The following is an 18,899-nucleotide window of genomic DNA, read 5'->3' as shown; positions in this document are numbered from 1 at the left end:
CGGCGCCGCCCTAGCGTCGGCGGCATGGATCTTCCCACCTACTCGCCGGCCGAACGGGACCGGCGCTGGGATCTCGCCAGGGAGCTGATGGATGCCGAGGGCGTCGACGCGCTCGTCGTCCACGGCGGGGCGGAGTGGGCGCCGGATGTGTTCTTCACCAACGACCGTCCCGGAGCGATCGTCGTCTTCCCCCGCGCCGACGAGCCGATCGCCCTGGTCCGCTCGCCGGCGCAGCTCGGCGAGCACCTCGACGCGAGGAGGCGCGGCGACGCGGTGTGGATCAGGCCGGAGAACGTGCTCGTCGCCAAGCACGCGCACGGCGTGGCGGAGGTGCTGCGCGCGCACGGGCTCGGCAGGTCGGCGATCGGCGTGCTCGGTCTCGAACCGTGCCCGCCTTTCCACGCCGACCCGCTCGTGCCGTACACGCTGTGGTCGTCGGTGCTCCAGCGGCTCCCGCAGGTGACCTTGGCGGCCCGCGCCTCCTACGAGGCGGGGCTGGCGGTCCTGCGTCCCGGGCACACGTTCGGCGAGGTCGTGACCGCGATGAAGGGCCCGTTCCAGGAAGCGGGCGGCTGGCACGCGTACCCCCTCGTGCACGCCGTCAATCCGTGCGGGGCGGCGGGCGGATCCGGCGCCGGGTTCGGCGCGCTGCCGCGGAGCGCTCGCTACGGGCTGCTCGCCGAGCAGCCCACCATCGGCTCCGACCTGCCGCTCAGGCCGGGCATGACGTTCGCCTTCGCCCCCAACTGCGTCCACGGCCGCCGCCTGGTCCGCATCGGCGGCACCGTCGTGGTCGGTGAGGACGCGCCGATCGAGCTCAACACCATCACCACCCACCTCATAAGGAGCACCCGATGACCCGCCACCGTTCCACTGTCGCCGCCGGCGTCGTGGCCACCGCCCTGATCGTGGTGTTCGCCTACCTGTCGCCCGGACTGGCGCTGTGGCTGACCTTCATCCCGGCCATGGTGATCGCCTACGGCTGCCACCTGGCCACCACCAACCGCAGGCTCCCCGACCCCTCCCGGGTGCTGCCGATCTACCTCATCGGCCTGGCCTGGCAGTTTCTGCACTTCGGGGAGGAGTTCATGAACGGGTTCAACCGGCGCTGGCCGACCGAGGTCTTCGGCGCGCAGGCCATGTCACTCCCCCTGTTCGTCTGGATCAACATGATCTCCTACGCGGCCTTCGCCATGGGCGCGCTCGCGATCTACCGCGGCTGGCGCGTGCCGCTGCTCATCGCCTGGTTCTTCGCGATCATGGGCGCGATGGGCAACGCCATCGGCCACCCGATCTACGACCTGGTCGCGGGCGACCTCGCCTTTCCCGGCATCGTCACCTCACTCGGCTACTGGGTCATCGGCCCGATCCTCGTACACCGCCTCTGGACGGCCTCTCTCCCCCAGGTGACCGAGGCCCGTCCAGTAGCCGTCCCCGTCTGATCCGAACACTTTCGCTGGAAACCGAACGGAAGGAAATCGAGATGTCGACGTCACGCATCCCGGAGCGCGAGATCGCCGAGCGCCCCGAGGGTTACGGCGGGCCGAACCTGTCGCCGGTCGGCCTGGAGCTGGTGCCACACGAACTCGCGCAGGGCGTGTGGGCGCTCATGGCCAACCTCGCGCCCAAGGACAACAACGGCGTGGTCGCGGGGCGGGACGCGGCGCTGGTGATCGACGCCGGGATCACCCCGGACGTGTCGGTCAAGATCCAGGCCACCGCCGCAGGCTTCACCGACCAGCCGCTGCGCTACCTGGTCAACACGACGTACCACGGCGACCACACCTTCGGCAACGCCGCCTTCCCCGACCAGGTCGTGATCGTCTCGTCCAGGGTCAACAAGGCGAACATGACCGATCTGGCCTATGAGAAGCAGACCCGGTCAGCCAACATGTACGGCGACGCCGCGCTGCTGGACGAGGTCACCACCTGGCGCAGACCGAACCTGACGTTCGACTCCTACGCCGAGATCGACCTCGGAGGACGGATCGTCCAGCTTCACCACTTCGGTCCGGGCAACGGGCCGGGCGACACCGTCGTGTACGTCCCCGACGCCCGCACCGCCTGGACCGGCAACTTCCTCAGTCATGCGGGCATAGCCCCCATGCTGCTCCAGGGCGGACCTGAACCGTACCTGGGGTCGCTGCGCCGGATGCGCGAGGCCCTGCCCGAACTGGAGATCGTCGTTCCCGGGCACGGCCCGATGGGAGCCGGGCCGGCGGCGGTGGACGATCTCATCGGCTACCTCGAGCGGCTGCACGACGAGGTGCGGGCAGGCGTAGTGGCGGGCCGCAGCCTGGAGGAGACGTTCGCCGCCTGCACCGACCCGTGGGCCGAACGCCTCGACCCCGGGCTGTCGGCCGCCCTCGCCCGTTATCCGGTGCGGCAGGGGGCCGCCCAGCAGGGCATGCTCTTCCTCTGCCGCGACCTGCACCGGCTCAACATCCTGGCCACCTACCGCCTCTACGAGAACCAGGCGTCGCGAGTCTCCTGAGCACCGGCCGGGTAACGCATTGGCCCTCTGGTGAACATTCTACGTTCACCATCTATTTAACATCGGACGTTGGACGTAGGATGTCCCATCTGTAATCTTCTCCTGCCAGGAAGGACGAGGACATGCACGATGGTCATCCTCCGGAGAGCCGTACCGGGCGCCGCTCCCGGCGCCGCCGGGCGGGCGCCGTAGTGGTGCTTGCGGGCTTGCTCGTCAGCATGTTCGGCGCGCCGGCGAGCGCGGCGCCGGCGGAAACCTTCGAGGCCGGCGCGACCGCCGACGCCGCACCGTTCGTGGACGAGCAGGTGCTCTACAAGCAAGGTGACTTCGGATACGGCTGCTTCCGGATCCCCGCTGTGGTGCGGGCCACGAACGGCATGCTCCTGGCGTTCGCCGAGGGACGGGTGAAGGACTGCGGCGACGACGAGGACATCGACCTGGTGGTGCGCCGTTCCGCCGACGGCGGGCGGACCTGGGGGCCGCTGCAGGTGATCTCGGAGGGCAACGGCACGACCCACGGCAACCCGGTGCCGATCGTCGACGAGCGCACCGGGCGGGTCGTCCTGGTGAGCACCCACAACGGTGGTGAGCCGTGCCCGAACGGCTGTGACCGCGACCCCTGGGTGCAGTTCAGTGACGACCACGGGGCGACCTGGTCGGCCGCCAGGGAGATGACCGAGGGCAAGCGTCCAGAGTGGAACTTCTGGTACGCCACCGGCCCGATGCACGGCATCCAGCTCAAACTCGGCCCGCACGCCGGCCGGCTGGTCGTCGGGGCGAGCTTCGAAAGCTGGGACCGGGTCGGCAAGCACGTCTACGGCACGCACCTGCTCTACAGCGACGACAGCGGGGTGACCTGGAACATCGGCGCCGAGACGTCCCGCGACGACGGCACGGTCATAGCCCAGGAGGTCACCGTCATCGAGCTGACCGACGGGCGGATCTACGCCTCGGCCCGCGAGCGCGGCACCGACGAGGGCAGCCGGGCGTACGCGACCAGCAGCGACGCCGGCCAGACGTGGGACGCCCCGTTCCGCACCAAGCCGGCGCTGGCGACGACCGACATCCAGGCGTCGCTGCTACGGTTCAGCGACGGGCGCATCCTGTTCTCCTCGCCGATGCACCCGGGCGCCCGGGAAGCGATGGGGATCCGGTCGTCCTACGACGAGGGGCGCCGCTTCGAGACCTGGAACGAGGGCAAGGTCTTCTCCTGGGGGCCGTCGGCTTACTCGGACATGGTGCGGCTGGACGGCGACGAAGCGGCCCTGATGTACGAGGCCGGCAACATCACGCCGTACGAGCAGATCCGGTTCGCGCGGTTCAACGAGGCGTACCTGGACACGCCGAACGGCACCCCACCCGGCATCCCCGGTCCCCCGGCGCCCGGCCCGACGACGCCGGACCAGTCGCCGTACCGCAACAAGGCCTATGTCCGCGGTGGCGCGCAGACCACCGACGGGCGGTTCGGCACCGGGCTGGCCCTGGACCGGGTGGACGACCGGGTGGAGGTGGCGTTCAACGACTCCATCGACCTCGGCGCGAAGGACTTCACACTGACCTCCTGGATCCGGTACTCGGAGCAGACCGGTGCGCACACGATCCTCTGGTTCCACCGGGTGAACCGGGGCACCAACCCGCCGGCGCTGTGGCTGCGGGCCGAGCCGGCCAGCAACCGCATCCGGGCGGTCCTGTCCGTCGACCGGTTCAACGTGACCGTGCAGTCGCCGAGCGCGTACAACGACGGGCAGTGGCACTTCGTGGCGCTCCAGCGGGTACGCGGCGAGCTCCGGCTCCTGGTGGACGGCGTGCAGGTCTCGTCGGCGGCGGCGCCGGCCGGTTCGGTGACCCTCGGCAAGGAGTTCGGGCTGGAGGGAATCCACGTCGGACAGCGGTTGGACGGTGTGGACCGCTTCCGCGGGACGCTGGACGAAGTACGCGTCTACCGGCGCGCCGTCACCGACGCCGAGCTGGACCTGATCCGGCAGCGGAACCTCCCGATCGGCGGTCGGCTCGGGTTGCGGCTGCCTTTCGATCACGTCGGCTAAGGCGACACGAGCCGCTTGGCGATGACGCTCTCGGGTCTCGGGGGCGTCATCGCCTTGACGGTATCTGCTGCCTGCCCTGGATCACCGGGCGGCGAAGGACGTCCTACGTCCTGGATAGATCGGGGAATCTCGGGCCAGTGGCCTGAGCCGTACGGCGAGCCAGGCGCCGCCCCGAGTCGTACGGCCACCCGGACTCGGGCGCCGATGTCGGCCCGGTCGCCGAGGTGGGCCACGAACCGGCGCCGGCTGAGCCGAGGGCGGCGGATCACCGGATACTGGGCGGCCGACACCTGTGTCTTGGCATGCGGCGGGTTGTCCGGCACGAGCGGCACCGGGTCGGCGGCAGCCGCGACGCGGTCGTACGCGTCCTTGCCCGCGGTGCCGTGCGCGTACAGCCGTCAAGCCCCACGGTGACGAGCACGTCCAGCGCCGCCTCAAGGCGTGCCCGGTCGATCGATTCGTCGTCCCGGAACGAGCGGCAGGACCGTACCCCAGGTGCCGCCAAGCACCCCCGGCGTCAATGTCTTCACGACGCCCACCGTCCGGATGGTTGGCATAGAACATCCTATGTCCCAGGCCTGTACGCGAACGCGTCATGGCCGTCCGACGGGCAATCTGTGTCGTCGGCGTAAACTTTCTTGCCCCCGCTGGCCTTCCGGGACGAAGAGGTGGGATGTTTGGCGTAAGGTCTTCGACGAGCTTGGAGCTGGCATGCCTACACGTGACGGCGCGTCGCTTCAGGAGCGCATCGTCGCCCTGATCCACGAGCGCGGACTGGCCGCCGGGTCACCGATGCCGACCGAAGTGCAACTGATGGAGCTACTCAAAACGAGCCGCAACAGCGTCCGCGAGGCCGTGCGGGCCCTGCAGGCGTTGGGCATCGTCGAGATCCGGCACGGTCATGGGACGTTCGTCGGGCATGCCTCGCTCGACGCGCTGACCCCGTCGTTCGCCTTCCGGGTGCGTTCGGGGCCGGGCGGGATCCGCGCGCTGAACGATCTGGTCGAGGTCCGCGAGCTGCTCGAGACCGGGCTGATCGGCCAGGTGGCTCAGGGCACCAGCGCCCCCCGGCTCGCCGCGTTGGAGGCCCTGGCCAACGGCATGGATCGGGACCGGGAAGCCGATCGGGCCTTCCACGCGCTGCTGTACGACTCGTGCGGCAACGAACTGGTCCTGCAGCTGATCGGCCTGTTCTGGGACGTCTACCACGAGGTTGAGCCGACGCTCGGCCCGCCGGAGGAGCGGACCGCCGAGATCGCCGGCAACCACCGCCGGATCGTGGCGGCGCTGCGCGCTCGGGACCCCGAGGCCGCCCGGGAGGCGATGCGGCTGCACTTCCGCGACGTCAAGGCGCGCATCGCACGGGCGGAGGCCCGGCCGGAACCCGCGCCGACCTGACCTCGGTCACACCAGACCGACGGCAGCGAGGTGGCCTGCCCGGGTCCGCCCATAATCCGTGGTCCCATCGTTTCGTTCAGGCGGGCGCGATCCGCATGCATGTGGCCGAGGCCGGCTCCGGGCCGCTGGCGGATCACCGGATAGGCGACAGCTGCTCGACACTGTGGCGGTGATTCGCCACGGAGAGACCACCGAGCCACAATGAGGCGCATGGTCCCCAGCGAGCCCCACGGGCTCTCGCCTCGCGAGATCGAGGTGCTGGCCGGAGTGGCCGAGCAGCTGACCAACGCGCAGATCTCCCGCCGGCTGCAGGTCTCGGTCCGTACCGTGGAAAGTCACGTCTCCTCGCTGCTGCGCAAGTACGGCGTGGCCAACAGGACGGCCCTGGCGGCCATCAACCGGCACCAACCGTCGTCCTCGGTCAAGCCGGGGAACATCGCGCAGATCCCGGTCAGCCACGCCTCCTTCGTCGGACGCCGTCAGGAACGCCAGGAAACGCTGGCGGCGCTCGCACGCACCGCGCCCGTCTGCCTGGTGGGGCCCGGCGGCGTCGGCAAGACCCGGCTGGGGGCGGCGCCTTCGCCTCCTTCTCCAGCCGCTGGTACGAGTCTTACGCCCGCGCCGCCGGCGCCGAGCTGGCCGTCGTCGCGGGCCTGCCCGGGGCCGCCGAACGAGTCGCCGCCGCCTTGCCGTACGCGGAGCAGAGCACGTGGGCCGCCGCGGGCCTGGCCCGTACCCGCGGCATCCTGCACGACGACCCTGACGCGCTGGCGGAGGCGGCCGAGCTGTGGACGTCGATCGACGCCCGCTTCGAGCGCGCCTGCACGCTGCGCCTGCTGGCCGGCCGGGAGCAGGTTGGCGCCTCGTCGCCTGCGCGCCGTTGATCGGCGTCACGGGTTCCATGGCCGTCACGTAGGCCGAGAAAAAGGGGTCACCTATTTGGAGGCGAGCTGGTAGTGCGACACCACGACCAGGCCGTCGAGCACGTGTGAGTCGACGAGCCGCAGCTTGTGGCGCTGCTCCGGCGCGGCGAACAGTCGCCGGCCACCGCCGAGCACCACCGGGTGCACGGCGATGTGGTACTCGTCGATGAGCCCCAGCTCGGTCAGCGATGCCGACAGCGCGGCGCCGCCGGTGAGGAGCAGGTCCCCACCCTCGGGCCGCGCCTTGAGGGCGGAGACCTCCTCGGCCAGGTTGTCCTTGATGACGCGGCTGGTCCACTCGTCGCCCGCGTACGTGCGGGAGAACACAATTTTCGGCGTGGCCCGCCAGAACGGCGCGAAAGCGGCGACGTGTGGGTCGTCCGACATCGACTCGGCGTTCGGCCAGAATCCCACCATCATCTGCCACACCGGACGTCCGAACAGCAGAGTGTCGACCCCCTTGTCCAGGCCTTCGGAGTACGCGGACACCTCCGGGCCCATCACCGGCCAGTCGAACTCCCCGTCGGGCCCGTCAATGAACCCGTCCACCGACGAATGCACCCAGTAAATGATCTTTCCCATGAGTTACCCCTCTTGTCTGTGCGGTCATAGGTAGGTCGGAGCCGGCCGCTCTTTGTTGACGGGCGGCAGTGTTGTCGCCGCCTGCTACTTTGACCTCCCGCGACGGGCCGGGACATCCGTGTGACCCCCCTGACCGCCACGGAAGAGGCACGGACTCGCCACGCAAAGACCACGGAGCCAGGCCGATGGGTTGGGAGGGTGAGACGTGCCCCCCGGCTCGCGAACCAGGATGGGACGGCATTTCCCGTACTTCCCCCAGGAGCACTACTGCGACCGCCCAGCGGCGCCGCCCGAAGGGCGGCGGATCAACATCGTCGCCGGGCTGGCCGGTGCGGAGGCGATCCTGACGGGGGCGGCGGGCGTGCGATTCCGGCTCGACGGCAGCCTGGTCGTCGCGCCGCCGGCGCTGCCGGACGGGGGGCTGGAGCGGGGCTGACGTACCGGGGGCGGACGGTCGACGTCTCGACCGCCTCGGGCACCGTCACCGTGGACAGCCGCCCCCGCAGGGCGGGCGAGGTGATCACGTGACGCCGGAGGTCGCGGGCTGCCGGTCATGGTGTGGGTGCCGGGAGGTGGCAACTCCACTGGCAACCCCGTCGTACCGGAAGACGATCTCGGAGGAGCAGCGGGCCGACGCGGAGCAGGCCTTACCCAGCGCGCCCGCCACCGCCGCGTGTGAGGAGGACGTCGCCGGGAAATCCCCATGCTCCCGCAACTTTGTCATCAGAATTGAGCAATGCGGGCCAATGCCTCAGATGTGGGCACTTACCGTTGAGACGTGACTGGGCCTGAAGGTGCGGTACGGATGTCGGTGCAGGCCGGAGCGGAGTAGATCGTGCCCGGTCACGCTGGCTGCGGGTATGCGTCCGAGTTGGACGAGGTGCTGACCCAAGCCGCTCGTAGCACCGGAGCACACATCGGCGCGATTTACCTCCTAGCCGACGAGGGGGACCTCCTGCTGATGGACACGGAGATCGGGCTTCCGGCCCAGATCGTCAAGCCGTGGACCAGGGTCAGGGTGAACGCCGGCGTTCCGGTGGCCGCTGCCGTCCGCCAGCGCCAGCTGATATGGGTACAGAGTCATCAGGAGCTGGCCTGCCGCTTTCCTGGGACGGCGCTCGCTTTGCCGTACCCATTCGCCGCCGCTGCCGCTCCCCTTCAAACCGGATCCCGCGTATGGGGCTCGTGGGTGCTGCTGTGGCCGGCATCGCACGCGCACGAGCTCTCCCCCTATGAGCTGGACGTCATCAACCTCGCCTGCCACGAGCTGAGCGGCCTGCTGCAGCAGGCAGCCGACAGCGGACAGCCGCTGCGAGCCGCAGGTGAGCCGCGCGTCCTGACCCTGGCACAGACTCAGGTGCCGGATCCGCAGCATGCCTCTGCCGCATTCGGCTACGTCAACCGGCTCCGCGAAGGCTGCGTCGCGCTGGACCTGGAAGGCCTCATCACTTTTGTCAGCACCACGGCAGCCGACCTTCTCGGCACCAACGTGGCCGACTTGCAGGGAAAGCCGCTGTGGGAAGCGGCGGCATGGCTGCGGGACCCGGTATTCGAAGATCGCTGCCGAGCTGCGGTGGTCGGCCAGCAGATCACGTCCTGCAGAGCCCGACGCCCTGATGGCCGCACCTTGCAATTCCAGCTGTATCCGGACCCGTCCGGCATCAGCCTACGCATCACGCCTGTCTTGATGGACCATGCCACACAACAACAACCCACCCACGAGCCTGCCTCCGGCTTCGGTGGGCTGCCGCGAGCAGACGCCTTCTACAACTTTCTTCATATGGCGGCGGCTCTGACCCGGGCGCTCAACGTGCGGGAGGTCATCGATCTGGCCGCCGACCACGTCATGCCCGTCTTCAAGGCCCAAGCCATGGCGATACTGGTAGCCGAGGGCGGCAGGATGAGGATCATCGGCTCGCACGGCTACGACCCCGAAGTCCTTGCTCCGTTCGATGGACTGCCCCTGACCTCGCCCACTCCCGCCGAGCACGTCCTGCGAACCGGCGAGCCCATGTTCTTCGCCAACTGGAGCGAACTACGCCAGATGTATCCGGCAGCCGTGCATTATGACCAGACGGCAGCCTGGGCGTTCCTGCCGCTGGCGGTCTCTGATGACATTGTCGGCACCTGTGTGCTCGCCTTCGATCAGCCCCACCCGTTCACCACCCAGGAGTGTGCCACCCTCACCACTCTGGCCGGGTTGATGGCCCAAGCCCTTGACCGCGCCCGTCTCTATGACGCCAAGGAACGCCTCGCCCATAGCCTTCAGACCACTCTGCTCCCTCACCGCCTGCCCGAGATCCCAGGCTTGGAGGTGGTCGCCCGCTATCTGCCCGCCACCCGCGGCGTAGACATCGGCGGCGACTTCTACGACCTGATCCGCTTGAACGCCACCTCGGCCGCAGCGGTCATCGGGGATGTCCAAGGGCACAACATGACAGCCGCCGCGCTCATGGGACAAGTGCGTACCGCCATCCACGCCCATGCGGCGGCCGGCGCCAGCCCGGGCGACGTGCTCAAGCACACCAACCGCCTTCTCATCGACCTGGACACTGATCTGTTCACCAGTTGCCTGCTCATCCATCTCGACCTGCAACTACGCACCCTCTGCGCGGCCAGTGCGGGACACCCTCCGCCGCTGCTGCGCCCGCCGAACATGCCCGCCGAGATCATCGAGGTCCCGGCCGGTCTCCTGCTCGGCATCGACCCCGATGCTCAATACCCCACCCTCCAAACCCCGTTCCCACCCGGCGCCGTCCTGGCCCTCTACACCGATGGCCTCGTCGAAACCCCCGGCACCGACCTGGACCACGCCATCACCAACCTCGCCGGCCACTTGACCCACGCCTCCTACGAACACCTCCAGCAACTCAGCGGCACGCTTCTCGACCACGCCCCACATACCAGCCAGCGCGCCGACGACATCGCGCTACTTCTTTTGGAACACCGCACGAATCCAGGCTGACCACTGCCGCCTCGCGCTCAGATCGGCTGGGTACTGCGCCATCTGGCCTCTCCGTACCGTGGCACAGGTCGTTCGCCCCAGCCCCGAGACGAAAGGGGTTTCCGGGGGTTGTGATCCGCCGTGGGCCGGATTCTCAGCAGGGAATACGTTGTGCCGACGCCCGCCACAGTCTTGAGGCGTTGGAGGACTCCGCGGTCCTGCTGACCGTTGCCAAGCCGCTCTGATCCAATGGTGGCGCGGCCATCTGGCAGGCCGGGCGCAACGCCCTCGCACCGGTGCCGCGGCGTCGTGCGGGCTGAGGCGGACCGGCTCAACCGTGGCCGCCACGCCCAGGTCATGTCCCGGTCATCATAGGAGGCACCACCTCGTCTGCGTGATCATGGGGCTCGCGCCGATGAACGGCTGCGGCCGGGTGGCCGATGCCCGTCCGGGGCGGAGGGACCTAGTTCTGGGGCCCGCGCAGGGGGCCCTTGAAAGTTCAGCGTCTTCTGTGTGCCGCCCCAGGGAGTCGAACCCTGAACCTCCGCCTCCTGAAGGCGGCGCCTCTGCCAGTTGGGCCAGAGCGGCTCGTTAGCCCCGGGCTCGGCTGGCGTGGGCCGTGCCCGGGGCTGGGGCTGTATCCGGCCGGGGGGCGCCATTCCCGTCGGCCAGACCGAGGCCCGCGGCCCCGTGTTCCCTGGGCCGTCGTCCGTGAGATGAAAAAAGCCGCCTCGGCAGGTTTCCGGGCGGCGTCGTCTCATTACGAGGGATCACCCGGAATCCAGTCCGAGGAACTCAGGAAGCAGTTCGAGGGACTTCGCGTAGGTCACTGCACTGCCTTCCTGTCGTGGTGGACGTGCTCCACGTTAGCCGGATGATCGCGGCGAATGCCACGTGTTTTCCGCGGGGGATAAAAAGCATCTGGCCGGGTTCTACCTGATCGAGTGCGAGAGCATGGAGCGGGCGGTGGAGCTCTAAGGGAACGACCGGCGGGGGCCGCTGCGGGCTGGGAGGATGCCGAAGGTGACCAAGGAATCTCCGGTGGCGCGGCGCCGGGTGCTGCTCGGCTCGCTGGCCGGGGCCGCGGTGGTGGCCGTGCTGGCGATCGCCGCGCTGAACCAGGGCGAACCCCCCAAGAACACCTCTCAACAAGCCGCCGCGACCGCGATCGTGGCCGACCCCACTCCGGCGACTCCGGCAGGCTCCCCCACGACCGGCCCGGCCGGCTCGCCTACGCCGACGAGTTCGGTGAAGGTCTGGGAGGGGCCGCCCGCGCCGCCCGTCGACGCGAACCTGTCGAGGGGCTCGGCGCAGGCGCCGGTCACCATCGTCGAGTTCGGCGACTTCAAGTGTCCCAACTGCCGCCGCTTCGCCCAGCGGATAGAGCCCGAGCTGAAGCGCCGCTACCTCGACACCGGCATCGTGCGGATGTTCTGGCGCGACTACCCGATCAGGGGCCGCGACTCGGTACGGGCCGCCGTGGCAGCCCGCGCCGCGTCCCGGCAGGGCCGGTTCTGGGACTTCCACGACGCCCTCTACACCAGCGGGCAGCCACGCCTCACCGACGCGAACCTGCGCGCCGTGGCCGCCCGGATCGGGCTCGACCTGGGCCAGTTCGACGCCGACCGTCGCGACGCGTCCGTACGGCGGCTCGTGGACGGCGACCTCGAGTTCGCGCTGGAACTCGGCCTGTCCGGCACCCCGGCGTTCCTGATCAACGGTGAGCTGCTGTTCGGCGCCCAGCCGGTGGCCGCGTTCGAGAAGGCGATCGAGAAGGCCCGCCACGCCGGATGAGCGGCATCGGCTATGCCGCCGCGTTCCTGGGCGGCCTGTTCTCGCTGGTCAGCCCGTGCGGGGCGCTGCTGGTTCCGGCGTTCTTCGCCTACGCCTTCCCGGGCCGCCGCCGGCTGCTCGGGCGGACGCTGCTGTTCTATGTGGGGCTGTGCGCGGTGCTGGTGCCCCTGGGGATGGGGTCGGCGCAGGTCAGCCACCTGTTCTACGGCCGGCAGGAGCTGCTGGTCACGGTCGCGGGCTGGGCGCTGATCGGACTGGGCGTGCTGCAGGTGGCCGGTCAGGGCTGGACGATCGGGCCGCTGGAGCGACCGAAGGGACATGTTCGAGGGGATTCGGCGGGGGCCGTACTGGTTCTGGGGGCGGTGTCCGGGCTGGCGGGGTTCTGTGCGGGGCCGGTGCTCGGCGCGGTGCTCACGGTCGCGGCGGCCTCCGGTGACGGCCTGCGCGGGGCGGTGCTGCTGGCCGTCTACGCGGCGGGCATGGCGGCCCCGCTGCTGCTGCTCGCGGGCCTGTGGCAGCGCTACGACCTGGGCGGCCGGCGTTGGCTGCGCGGTCGCGGGTTACGGCTGGGACGGCTGCGGCTGCACACCACTTCGCTGCTGTCCGGGCTGGTCTTCGGCGGGCTCGGGGTGCTGTTCCTGCTCTCCGACGGCACGCGCGGGCTGGCTCTGCCGATCCCCGACTCCTGGGAAGCCCAGTTGGAGGAGCTCGCGGCATCCGTCCAGGACGTGCTGCCCGACCTGCTCGTCGTCGGAATCGTCGCCCTGGCGGTGGCCGCCGTCACCGCGTGGCGCCTCAGACGCCATTGACTGACCGGCCCCTCAAAGCGGCGCGCGCTGCCGGGCGCGGAAGCCGGCCGCCTTGGCGCGGTTGCCGCACTCGTGCATGTCGCACCAGCGCCGCGACGACCCGCGCGAGGCGTCGACGTACAGGCGGGTGCACACCTCTCCCCCGCATTCCTTGATCTGTACGGCCCGCGGCCCGCCGAGCAGCTGGACCGCCTCCCTGGCCACCGTCGAGAGGGCGGCGTCGAGATCCCCGTCACGCTCGACCCGCCCGGCGCCGTTCAACCGCACGGACGCGGGCGGCCCGGCGGCGACCCGGTTGACCAACCGGCGATCCTCCTCCGACGGCAAGGCCGCCGCGGCCAGCCGGTAGATGGCCTCCCGCAACATCTTCCCCGCCGTGAGTTCGGCGTCGCCGACTGCGGGCGGCACGTCGAGGATGCCTGCCTCGACCGTCCACCGCGCCAGCTCCGCCGGATCGCGCAGCAGGTCGGTCCGGTCGGACCGGCGGTGTTGTACGGTGCCCGCCAGATCGAGGCCCAGATTGCCACTGATGAAGGTGAAACCCGTCACACTGCCATAGTAACCACGTTGACAGGTTATGCGAAGCACGGAACAGTTAAATAACCACTTTAAGAGGTTATGGAGGCTGCGCCGTGGCGATCAGCGTGATGGAGACCAGGAACAAGACGTCGTCGGCGGTGATGCCGCCTCTGTTCGTGGTGATGTGGAGCAGTGCCTTCATCGCGGGGGTGATCGGCGTCGGGTCGGCGCCGCCGCTGTTGCTGACGTTCGCCAGGTTCGCGCTGGCGGGGCTGTTGCTGGGCGGGTTCGCACTGGCCGTACGGGCGCCGTGGCCGCGTGGGCGGGAGCTGGCGCACGTGGCAGGATCCGGGATCCTGGTTCAGGCGGTGCAGTTCGGCGCGTTCTACTCGGCGATCGGCCTGCACGTGCCCGCCGCGGTGGTGGCGCTGGTGCAGGGCCTGAACCCGGTGCTGATCGCGCTGGTGGCGGGGCGGCTGCTGGGCGAGCGGGTGAGCCGGCGCCAGTGGCTGGGCTTCGGGCTCGGCGCGGCCGGAGTGGGGCTGGCGGTGGCGGATCGGTTGAGCTTCTCACCGGCCGGGGTGGCGTTCTGTGTGGTCGGGCTGCTGGCGTTGAGCTTGGGGACGGTCTACCAGAAGCGGTTCGCCGGGGACATGGACGTGCGGACGGGCACCGCGACGCAGTTCCTCGTCAGCGCGCCGCTGGTGGGGCTGGCCTCGCTGGTGTTCGAGACGCCGCGGGTGACGGACTGGGGCGCGTTCTCCGGCGCCGTGGGCTGGCTGGTGCTGGTCAATTCGATCGGCGCGTTCCTGCTGCTCAACACCATGCTGAAGAACGCGCCCGCAAGCCGGGTGAGCACGATGTTCTTCCTCACCCCGTCGGTCACCGCGGTGATGGCGTGGCTGTTCGTCGGGCAGTCGCTGCACCCGCTGGCCGTCGCGGGCCTGGTGGTCGGCGGCGCCGGAGTGCTGCTGGCGAACCGGCGCTGAGGCCCGCTCGACGCCTCAGAACGGCTTGGCGCCGGTCCACGGCACCCCGGCGCGGGTCTCCGGCGTGTCGATACGGAAGCGGGGCAGGGCCTCAGGGAAGTTCTCTCTCACGTACGTCACGAGATGTTCGCGTACGTCGCACTTGAGGTCCCAGGCGGAGGGCGAGTCGGCGGCGCTCATCAGCGCCCGCAGCTCGACCAGCCCGTTCGGCAGCACGTCGGTGACCTGGAGCGTCCAGTCCTTCTGGTCCCACAAGGGGTTTTCCTGGATGTAGCGGTAGAGCTCCTCGCGCAGCTTGTCGACCGGCACCGACCAGTCGACGCGCAGGAACACCACGGCGAGGACCCGGCTGCCGTGCCTGGTCCAGTTCTCGAACGGGTTCTGGGTGAAGTAGGAGACGGGCAGGACCATGCGGCGCTCGTCCCACAGGCGCACCACGACATAGGTGAGCGTGAGCTCCTCGATCCTGCCCCACTCCTCGTTGACCACGACCACGTCGTCGAGGCGGAGCGCGTCGCTGAAGGCGAGTTGGAGCCCGGCCAGCATGTTGCCGATGGTCGGCTGGGCGGCGATACCGACGATGGCGCCCGCGATGCCCGCCGAGGCGAGCAGTCCGGCGCCCAGCGCCCGGACCTGCGGAAAGGAGAAGAGCATGGCGCCGACCGCCAGCACGAAGATGGTCACCGCGGCGACACGGCGGACCAGCCCGATCTGGGTCATGATCCGCCGTGCCCGGCGGTTGCGCTCGCCTTGGACGAGGACCAGCCGGTCCAGGATGACGTCGGTGAGGGCGTAGTTGGCCTGGATGATCAGCCAGGTGACGCAGGCGATGGTGACCAGGCCGAGCACCCGGTCGATCGTGCCGCCGAGCTCGCGCAGGCGCACGGTCTCGCCGAGCATCCCCGGCGAGAACACCAGGTTGGCCGCCACCACGACCCCCACCGCGTACGCCGGCCAGGTGCAGTGCTCCACCAGGTGCCGGGCGAGCCGCCATTTCCGGCCCGCCCTGACCAGCAGCCGCCTGACCACCTCCACCACGAGAATGGCGCCCGCCATCGAAATAGCGAGAATGAGCCAGTCGGTCGGCGACTGCACGTTCATACCCCCAATGTCTTAAAAAGCCTCATCAAAGGTCACATTGCCCTCAACAGCCACTTGGTATGCGGACACCCGCCGTTCGAAGAAATTGGCCAGCTCCTGTACGTCCTGCAGTTCCATGAAACCGAACGGGTTGGCCGTGCCGTACCTCTGGGGCAGCCCGAGCCGGGCCAGCCGCTGGTCGGCGACGTATTGGAGGTATTCGCGCATCTGCTCGACGCTCATGCCGGGCATGCCGTCGCCGCACAGGTCGCGGGCGAAGGCCAGTTCGGCGGCGACCGCCTCTTCTATCATGCGGATGACCTGCTCCCCCAGCTTGTCATCGAACAGCTCGGGCTCCTCGGCCCGCACGGTGTCGACCACGCTGAAGGCGAACTCCATGTGCATGGACTCGTCGCGGAAGACCCAGTTGGTGCCGGTGGCCAGCCCGCCGAGCAGGCCTCGCGAGCGGAACCAGTATACGTAGGCGAACGCGCCGTAAAAGAAGAGCCCCTCGATGCAGGCGGCGAAGCAGATCAGGTTGAGCAGGAACTGCCGCCGCTCGTCCGCGGTCTCCAGCCGCCGGAGCCCGTTGATCGAGTCGATCCACTGGAAGCAGAACTCCGCCTTGTCCCTGATGGACGGGATGTGCTCGACGGCGCCGAACGCCTTGACCCGCTCCTCCGGGTCGGGCAGGTACGTGTCGAGCAGCGTCAGGTAGAACTGCACGTGCACGGCCTCCTCGAACAGCTGCCTGCTGAGGTACAGCCGGGCTTCGGGGGCGTTGACGTGCTGGTAGAGGTTGAGCACGAGGTTGTTGGCCACGATGGAGTCGCCGGTGGCGAAGAAGGCGACCAGCCGGTGGATCAGGTGGCGCTCCTGCGGCGTCATCTTGGCCAGGTCGGCGAGGTCGGAGTGCAGGTCCACCTCCTCGACGGTCCAGGTGTTGCGGATGGCGGCGCGGTAGCGCTCATAGAAGTCCGGGTAGCGCATGGGCCGCAGGGTCAGGTCCATGCCGGGGTCGAGCAGCATTGCGGAGGTCTCCGTTCGAGGGGGCTACTGGCAGGCTTCGCAGGTTTCCGGGTTCTCCAAGGAGCAGGCGACGGCGTCGGCGTTGACCGCGACCGTCGTCTGGGCGATCCGGGTGGCCGGGCGCGAGCGCAGGTAGTAGGTGGTCTTCAGGCCCTGCTTCCAGGCATAGGCGTACATCGAGGACAGCTTCCCGATCGTCGGGCTGGCCATGAACAGGTTGAGCGACTGCGACTGGTCGATGTACGGCTGCCGGGCCGCGGCCAGGTCGATGAGCGCCTTCTGCGGCAGCTCCCAGGCCGTGCGGTACAGAACCTTGAGGTCGTCGGGGATTCCGGGGATGTCCTGGATCGAGCCGTCCGCCCGCTTGAGGTCGTCGCGCATCCGCTGCGTCCACAGCCCACGGGCCTGCAGATCGGCCACCAGATAGCGGTTGACCTGGAGGAACTCACCCGACAGCGTCTCGCGCTTGAACACGTTGGACACCTGCGGCTCGATGCACTCGTAGCAACCGGCGATGGAGGCGATCGTCGCGGTCGGCGCGATGGCGACCATCAGCGAGTTGCGCAGCCCGGTCGTGGCGATCTTCGCGCGCAGCGCGTCCCAGCGCGGCGACCCGGCGGCGGCGTAGTGGTCGGGGTGCAGGACGCCGCCCGCCGCCCTGGTGTCGGCGTACGACGGGTGCCGGCCGCGCTCGACGGCCAGGTCGGCGGAGGTGTCGTAGGCGGCCAGGGCGATCTCCTCGGCGACGCGCGTGGACAGACCCAGCGCCTCGGGCGAGTCGAACGGCAGCCTGAGCGCGAAGAACACGTCGGCCAGGCCCATCACGCCGAGCCCGATCGGCCGCCAGCGCTTGTTGGCCGCCTCGGCCTCGGGCGTCGGGTAGAAGCCCAGGTCGATGGTCCGGTCCAGGAAGCGCACGGCCGTACGGACGGTCTGGCGCAGCCGGTCCCAGTCGACGCCGCCGTCGACCAGGTGGGCGGCGAGGTTGATCGAGCCCAGGTTGCAGACCGCCGTCTCGCCGTCGCTGGTGACCTCGAGGATCTCGGTGCACAGGTTGGACAGGTGGATGACGTTCTCGGGCCTGGCCGTCTGGTTGGAGGTGCGGTTGGCGGCGTCCTTGAACGTCATCCAGCCGTTGCCGGTCTGGGCGAGGGTACGCATCATCCGCCCGTACAGGGTCCGGGCGGGCAACTGCCGGGTGTAGCGGCCCTCGGCCTCGTAGGCGCGGTAGGCGCGGGTGAACGCCTCGCCGTACAGGTCGGTGAGGTCGGGGACCTCCTTGGGGTCGAACAGCGACCAGACCTCGTCGGCCTCCACCCGGCGCATGAACTCGTCCGGCACCCAGTTGGCCAGGTTCAGGTTGTGCGTACGTCGGGCGTCCTCGCCCGTGTTGTCGCGGAGCTCCAGGAACTCCTCGACATCGGCGTGCCAGGTCTCCAGGTAGACGCAGGCCGCACCCTTGCGACGGCCGCCCTGGTTGACCGCGGCGACGGAGGAGTCGAGCGTGCGCAGCCAGGGCACGATGCCGTTGGAATGCCCGTTGGTCCCCCTGATGAGGGATCCGCGCGAGCGCACCCGGGTCCAGGCGATGCCGATGCCTCCGGCGTACTTCGACAACCTGGCCACCTGCCCGTAGCGGTCGTAGATCGACTCCAGCTCGTCGCGCGGCGAGTCGAGCAGGAAGCACGACGACAGCTGCGGCCGGCGCGAACCCGAGTTGAACAGCGTCGGCGAGCTCGGCAGGTACGACAGCGTGGACATGAGGGCGTAGAGCTCGGCGGCCTCGGCGACCGTCTCCGACAGCCCGCAGGCCACGCGCAGCAGGAAGTGCTGGGGCCGTTCGAGCACCGCCCGCGACTCCGGGTGACGCAGCAGGTAGCGGTCGTAGACCGTACGCAGGCCGAAGTACTCGAAGCGCTCGTCCGCCTCGCCGGAGACGAGCGCGTCGAGCTCGGCGGCGTTGGCGCCGACGAACGCGGCGAGCGAGTCCTGGATCAGCCCTGCGGCGTGGGTGGCGGCGATGGACTCGGAGAAGGTCCGCACGCCGTGCCCGGCCGCCTCGTCGGCGATCTCCTCGGCCAGGAGCCGGGCGGCGACCCGGGAGTTCGCCGGGTCGGTGATCACCCGGGCGGCGGCCTCCTCGATGGCCAGCCGCCGGTCGGCGGTGGCCGACCGCGGATCGACAATGGTCTGCGTCACGTGCTCTCTCCTCGCGAGCTCATCCTCGTGAGGGCGCGCGAGAGCACGGCGGCGCTGGAGTTCTCGGCCGCGACGCCCCCGGCCCTCCCTCGAG

The 18,899-nt window shown here is 69.6% G+C and carries 17 protein-coding genes, 1 tRNA gene and 1 pseudogene; 12 read left to right on the top strand and 7 right to left on the bottom strand.

All coding sequences use genetic code 11. The annotated features are described in order from the left end of the window. Positions 1 to 24: 24 nt before the first annotated feature. The 4 genes from ACGFNP_RS29690 to ACGFNP_RS29675 all read left to right on the top strand — a co-directional run bounded on the left by ACGFNP_RS29690 (position 25) and on the right by ACGFNP_RS29675 (position 4,539). On the top strand, positions 25 to 858 hold the full coding sequence (locus tag ACGFNP_RS29690) for a M24 family metallopeptidase (RefSeq protein WP_393324558.1): 834 nt from the start codon (positions 25 to 27) through the stop codon (positions 856 to 858). Further along, a complete protein-coding gene (locus ACGFNP_RS29685) occupies positions 855 to 1,442 on the top strand; it encodes a hypothetical protein (RefSeq protein WP_393324555.1) in 588 nt (195 codons plus the stop codon). The genes ACGFNP_RS29690 and ACGFNP_RS29685 overlap by 4 nt, the downstream gene beginning before the upstream one ends. Before the next feature lie 41 nt (positions 1,443 to 1,483). Then, positions 1,484 to 2,494: an MBL fold metallo-hydrolase gene (locus ACGFNP_RS29680; RefSeq protein WP_393324552.1), complete on the top strand. Its 1,011-nt coding sequence runs from the start codon at positions 1,484 to 1,486 to the stop codon at positions 2,492 to 2,494. A 122-nt stretch (positions 2,495 to 2,616) separates the two neighbouring features. Then, complete coding sequence (locus ACGFNP_RS29675) at positions 2,617 to 4,539, top strand: exo-alpha-sialidase (protein WP_393324549.1); 1,923 nt, start codon at positions 2,617 to 2,619, stop codon at positions 4,537 to 4,539. Here the strand turns inward: ACGFNP_RS29675 and ACGFNP_RS29670 are convergent. Then, positions 4,536 to 4,862 (bottom strand): hypothetical protein, encoded by a 327-nt coding sequence (locus tag ACGFNP_RS29670; protein ID WP_393324546.1) that lies wholly within the window; start codon positions 4,860 to 4,862, stop codon positions 4,536 to 4,538. The two genes, ACGFNP_RS29675 and ACGFNP_RS29670, sit on opposite strands and share 4 nt — an antisense overlap. 388 nt (positions 4,863 to 5,250) lie before the next feature. Here ACGFNP_RS29670 and ACGFNP_RS29665 point away from each other — a divergent pair, with 388 nt between their 5' ends. The 3 genes and pseudogenes from ACGFNP_RS29665 (at position 5,251) to ACGFNP_RS29655 (ending at position 6,821) form a co-directional block, all read left to right on the top strand. Then, positions 5,251 to 5,937: a FadR/GntR family transcriptional regulator gene (locus ACGFNP_RS29665; protein WP_358324944.1), complete on the top strand. Its 687-nt coding sequence runs from the start codon at positions 5,251 to 5,253 to the stop codon at positions 5,935 to 5,937. Positions 5,938 to 6,138: 201 nt separating this feature from the next. Further along, a pseudogene (locus ACGFNP_RS29660) lies at positions 6,139 to 6,315 on the top strand (response regulator transcription factor); the annotation flags it as partial. Positions 6,316 to 6,623: 308 nt separating this feature from the next. Next, positions 6,624 to 6,821, top strand: a complete 198-nt coding sequence (locus tag ACGFNP_RS29655) for a hypothetical protein (protein WP_393325109.1) — start codon at positions 6,624 to 6,626, stop codon at positions 6,819 to 6,821. 51 nt (positions 6,822 to 6,872) lie between these two features. On the opposite strand, the gene ACGFNP_RS29650 is transcribed toward ACGFNP_RS29655, so the two are convergent. Beyond that, the gene (locus tag ACGFNP_RS29650; protein ID WP_393324543.1) at positions 6,873 to 7,442 is read right to left on the bottom strand and encodes a dihydrofolate reductase family protein; all 570 of its coding nucleotides are present in this window, start codon (positions 7,440 to 7,442) and stop codon (positions 6,873 to 6,875) included. 229 nt (positions 7,443 to 7,671) lie between these two features. Here ACGFNP_RS29650 and ACGFNP_RS29645 point away from each other — a divergent pair, with 229 nt between their 5' ends. Continuing rightward, entirely contained in the window at positions 7,672 to 7,878 is a 207-nt protein-coding gene (locus ACGFNP_RS29645) for a hypothetical protein (protein WP_393324541.1), read from the top strand. A gap of 444 nt (positions 7,879 to 8,322) precedes the next feature. Continuing rightward, entirely contained in the window at positions 8,323 to 10,407 is a 2,085-nt protein-coding gene (locus ACGFNP_RS29640) for a SpoIIE family protein phosphatase (RefSeq protein ID WP_393325082.1), read from the top strand. Positions 10,408 to 10,900: 493 nt separating this feature from the next. Here the strand turns inward: ACGFNP_RS29640 and ACGFNP_RS29635 are convergent. Continuing rightward, a tRNA-Leu gene (locus tag ACGFNP_RS29635) sits at positions 10,901 to 10,974 on the bottom strand. Positions 10,975 to 11,409: 435 nt separating this feature from the next. Here ACGFNP_RS29635 and ACGFNP_RS29630 point away from each other — a divergent pair. Beyond that, positions 11,410 to 12,180 (top strand): thioredoxin domain-containing protein, encoded by a 771-nt coding sequence (locus ACGFNP_RS29630; protein ID WP_393324538.1) that lies wholly within the window; start codon positions 11,410 to 11,412, stop codon positions 12,178 to 12,180. After that, complete coding sequence (locus ACGFNP_RS29625; RefSeq protein ID WP_393324535.1) at positions 12,177 to 12,989, top strand: cytochrome c biogenesis CcdA family protein; 813 nt, start codon at positions 12,177 to 12,179, stop codon at positions 12,987 to 12,989. The genes ACGFNP_RS29630 and ACGFNP_RS29625 overlap by 4 nt, the downstream gene beginning before the upstream one ends. A 12-nt stretch (positions 12,990 to 13,001) precedes the next feature. On the opposite strand, the gene ACGFNP_RS29620 is transcribed toward ACGFNP_RS29625, so the two are convergent. Continuing rightward, a complete protein-coding gene (locus ACGFNP_RS29620; protein ID WP_358324932.1) occupies positions 13,002 to 13,538 on the bottom strand; it encodes an ABATE domain-containing protein in 537 nt (178 codons plus the stop codon). Positions 13,539 to 13,621: 83 nt separating this feature from the next. On the opposite strand from ACGFNP_RS29620, the gene ACGFNP_RS29615 reads away from it, so the two are divergent. After that, the gene (locus ACGFNP_RS29615; protein WP_393324532.1) at positions 13,622 to 14,497 is read left to right on the top strand and encodes a DMT family transporter; all 876 of its coding nucleotides are present in this window, start codon (positions 13,622 to 13,624) and stop codon (positions 14,495 to 14,497) included. Between the two features lie 15 nt (positions 14,498 to 14,512). Here the strand turns inward: ACGFNP_RS29615 and ACGFNP_RS29610 are convergent, their stop codons facing one another. Genes ACGFNP_RS29610 through ACGFNP_RS29600 form a run of 3 tightly spaced genes read right to left on the bottom strand, consistent with a single transcriptional unit; the run spans position 14,513 to position 18,805 of the window. Then, positions 14,513 to 15,598, bottom strand: coding sequence for a mechanosensitive ion channel domain-containing protein (locus tag ACGFNP_RS29610; protein WP_358324926.1), 1,086 nt, complete (start codon positions 15,596 to 15,598; stop codon positions 14,513 to 14,515). A 12-nt stretch (positions 15,599 to 15,610) separates the two neighbouring features. Then, positions 15,611 to 16,606 (bottom strand): ribonucleotide-diphosphate reductase subunit beta, encoded by a 996-nt coding sequence (locus tag ACGFNP_RS29605; RefSeq protein ID WP_358324923.1) that lies wholly within the window; start codon positions 16,604 to 16,606, stop codon positions 15,611 to 15,613. 24 nt (positions 16,607 to 16,630) lie between these two features. After that, positions 16,631 to 18,805: a ribonucleoside-diphosphate reductase subunit alpha gene (locus tag ACGFNP_RS29600; protein ID WP_393324527.1), complete on the bottom strand. Its 2,175-nt coding sequence runs from the start codon at positions 18,803 to 18,805 to the stop codon at positions 16,631 to 16,633. Between the last annotated feature and the right edge of the window lie 94 nt (positions 18,806 to 18,899).

The organism is Nonomuraea sp. NPDC049269, assembly GCF_043197155.1.
Classification (GTDB): Bacteria; Actinomycetota; Actinomycetes; order Streptosporangiales; family Streptosporangiaceae; genus Nonomuraea.
Note: the sequence above shows the minus strand (reverse complement) of the source record. Positions and strands in the feature narration are given on the sequence as shown.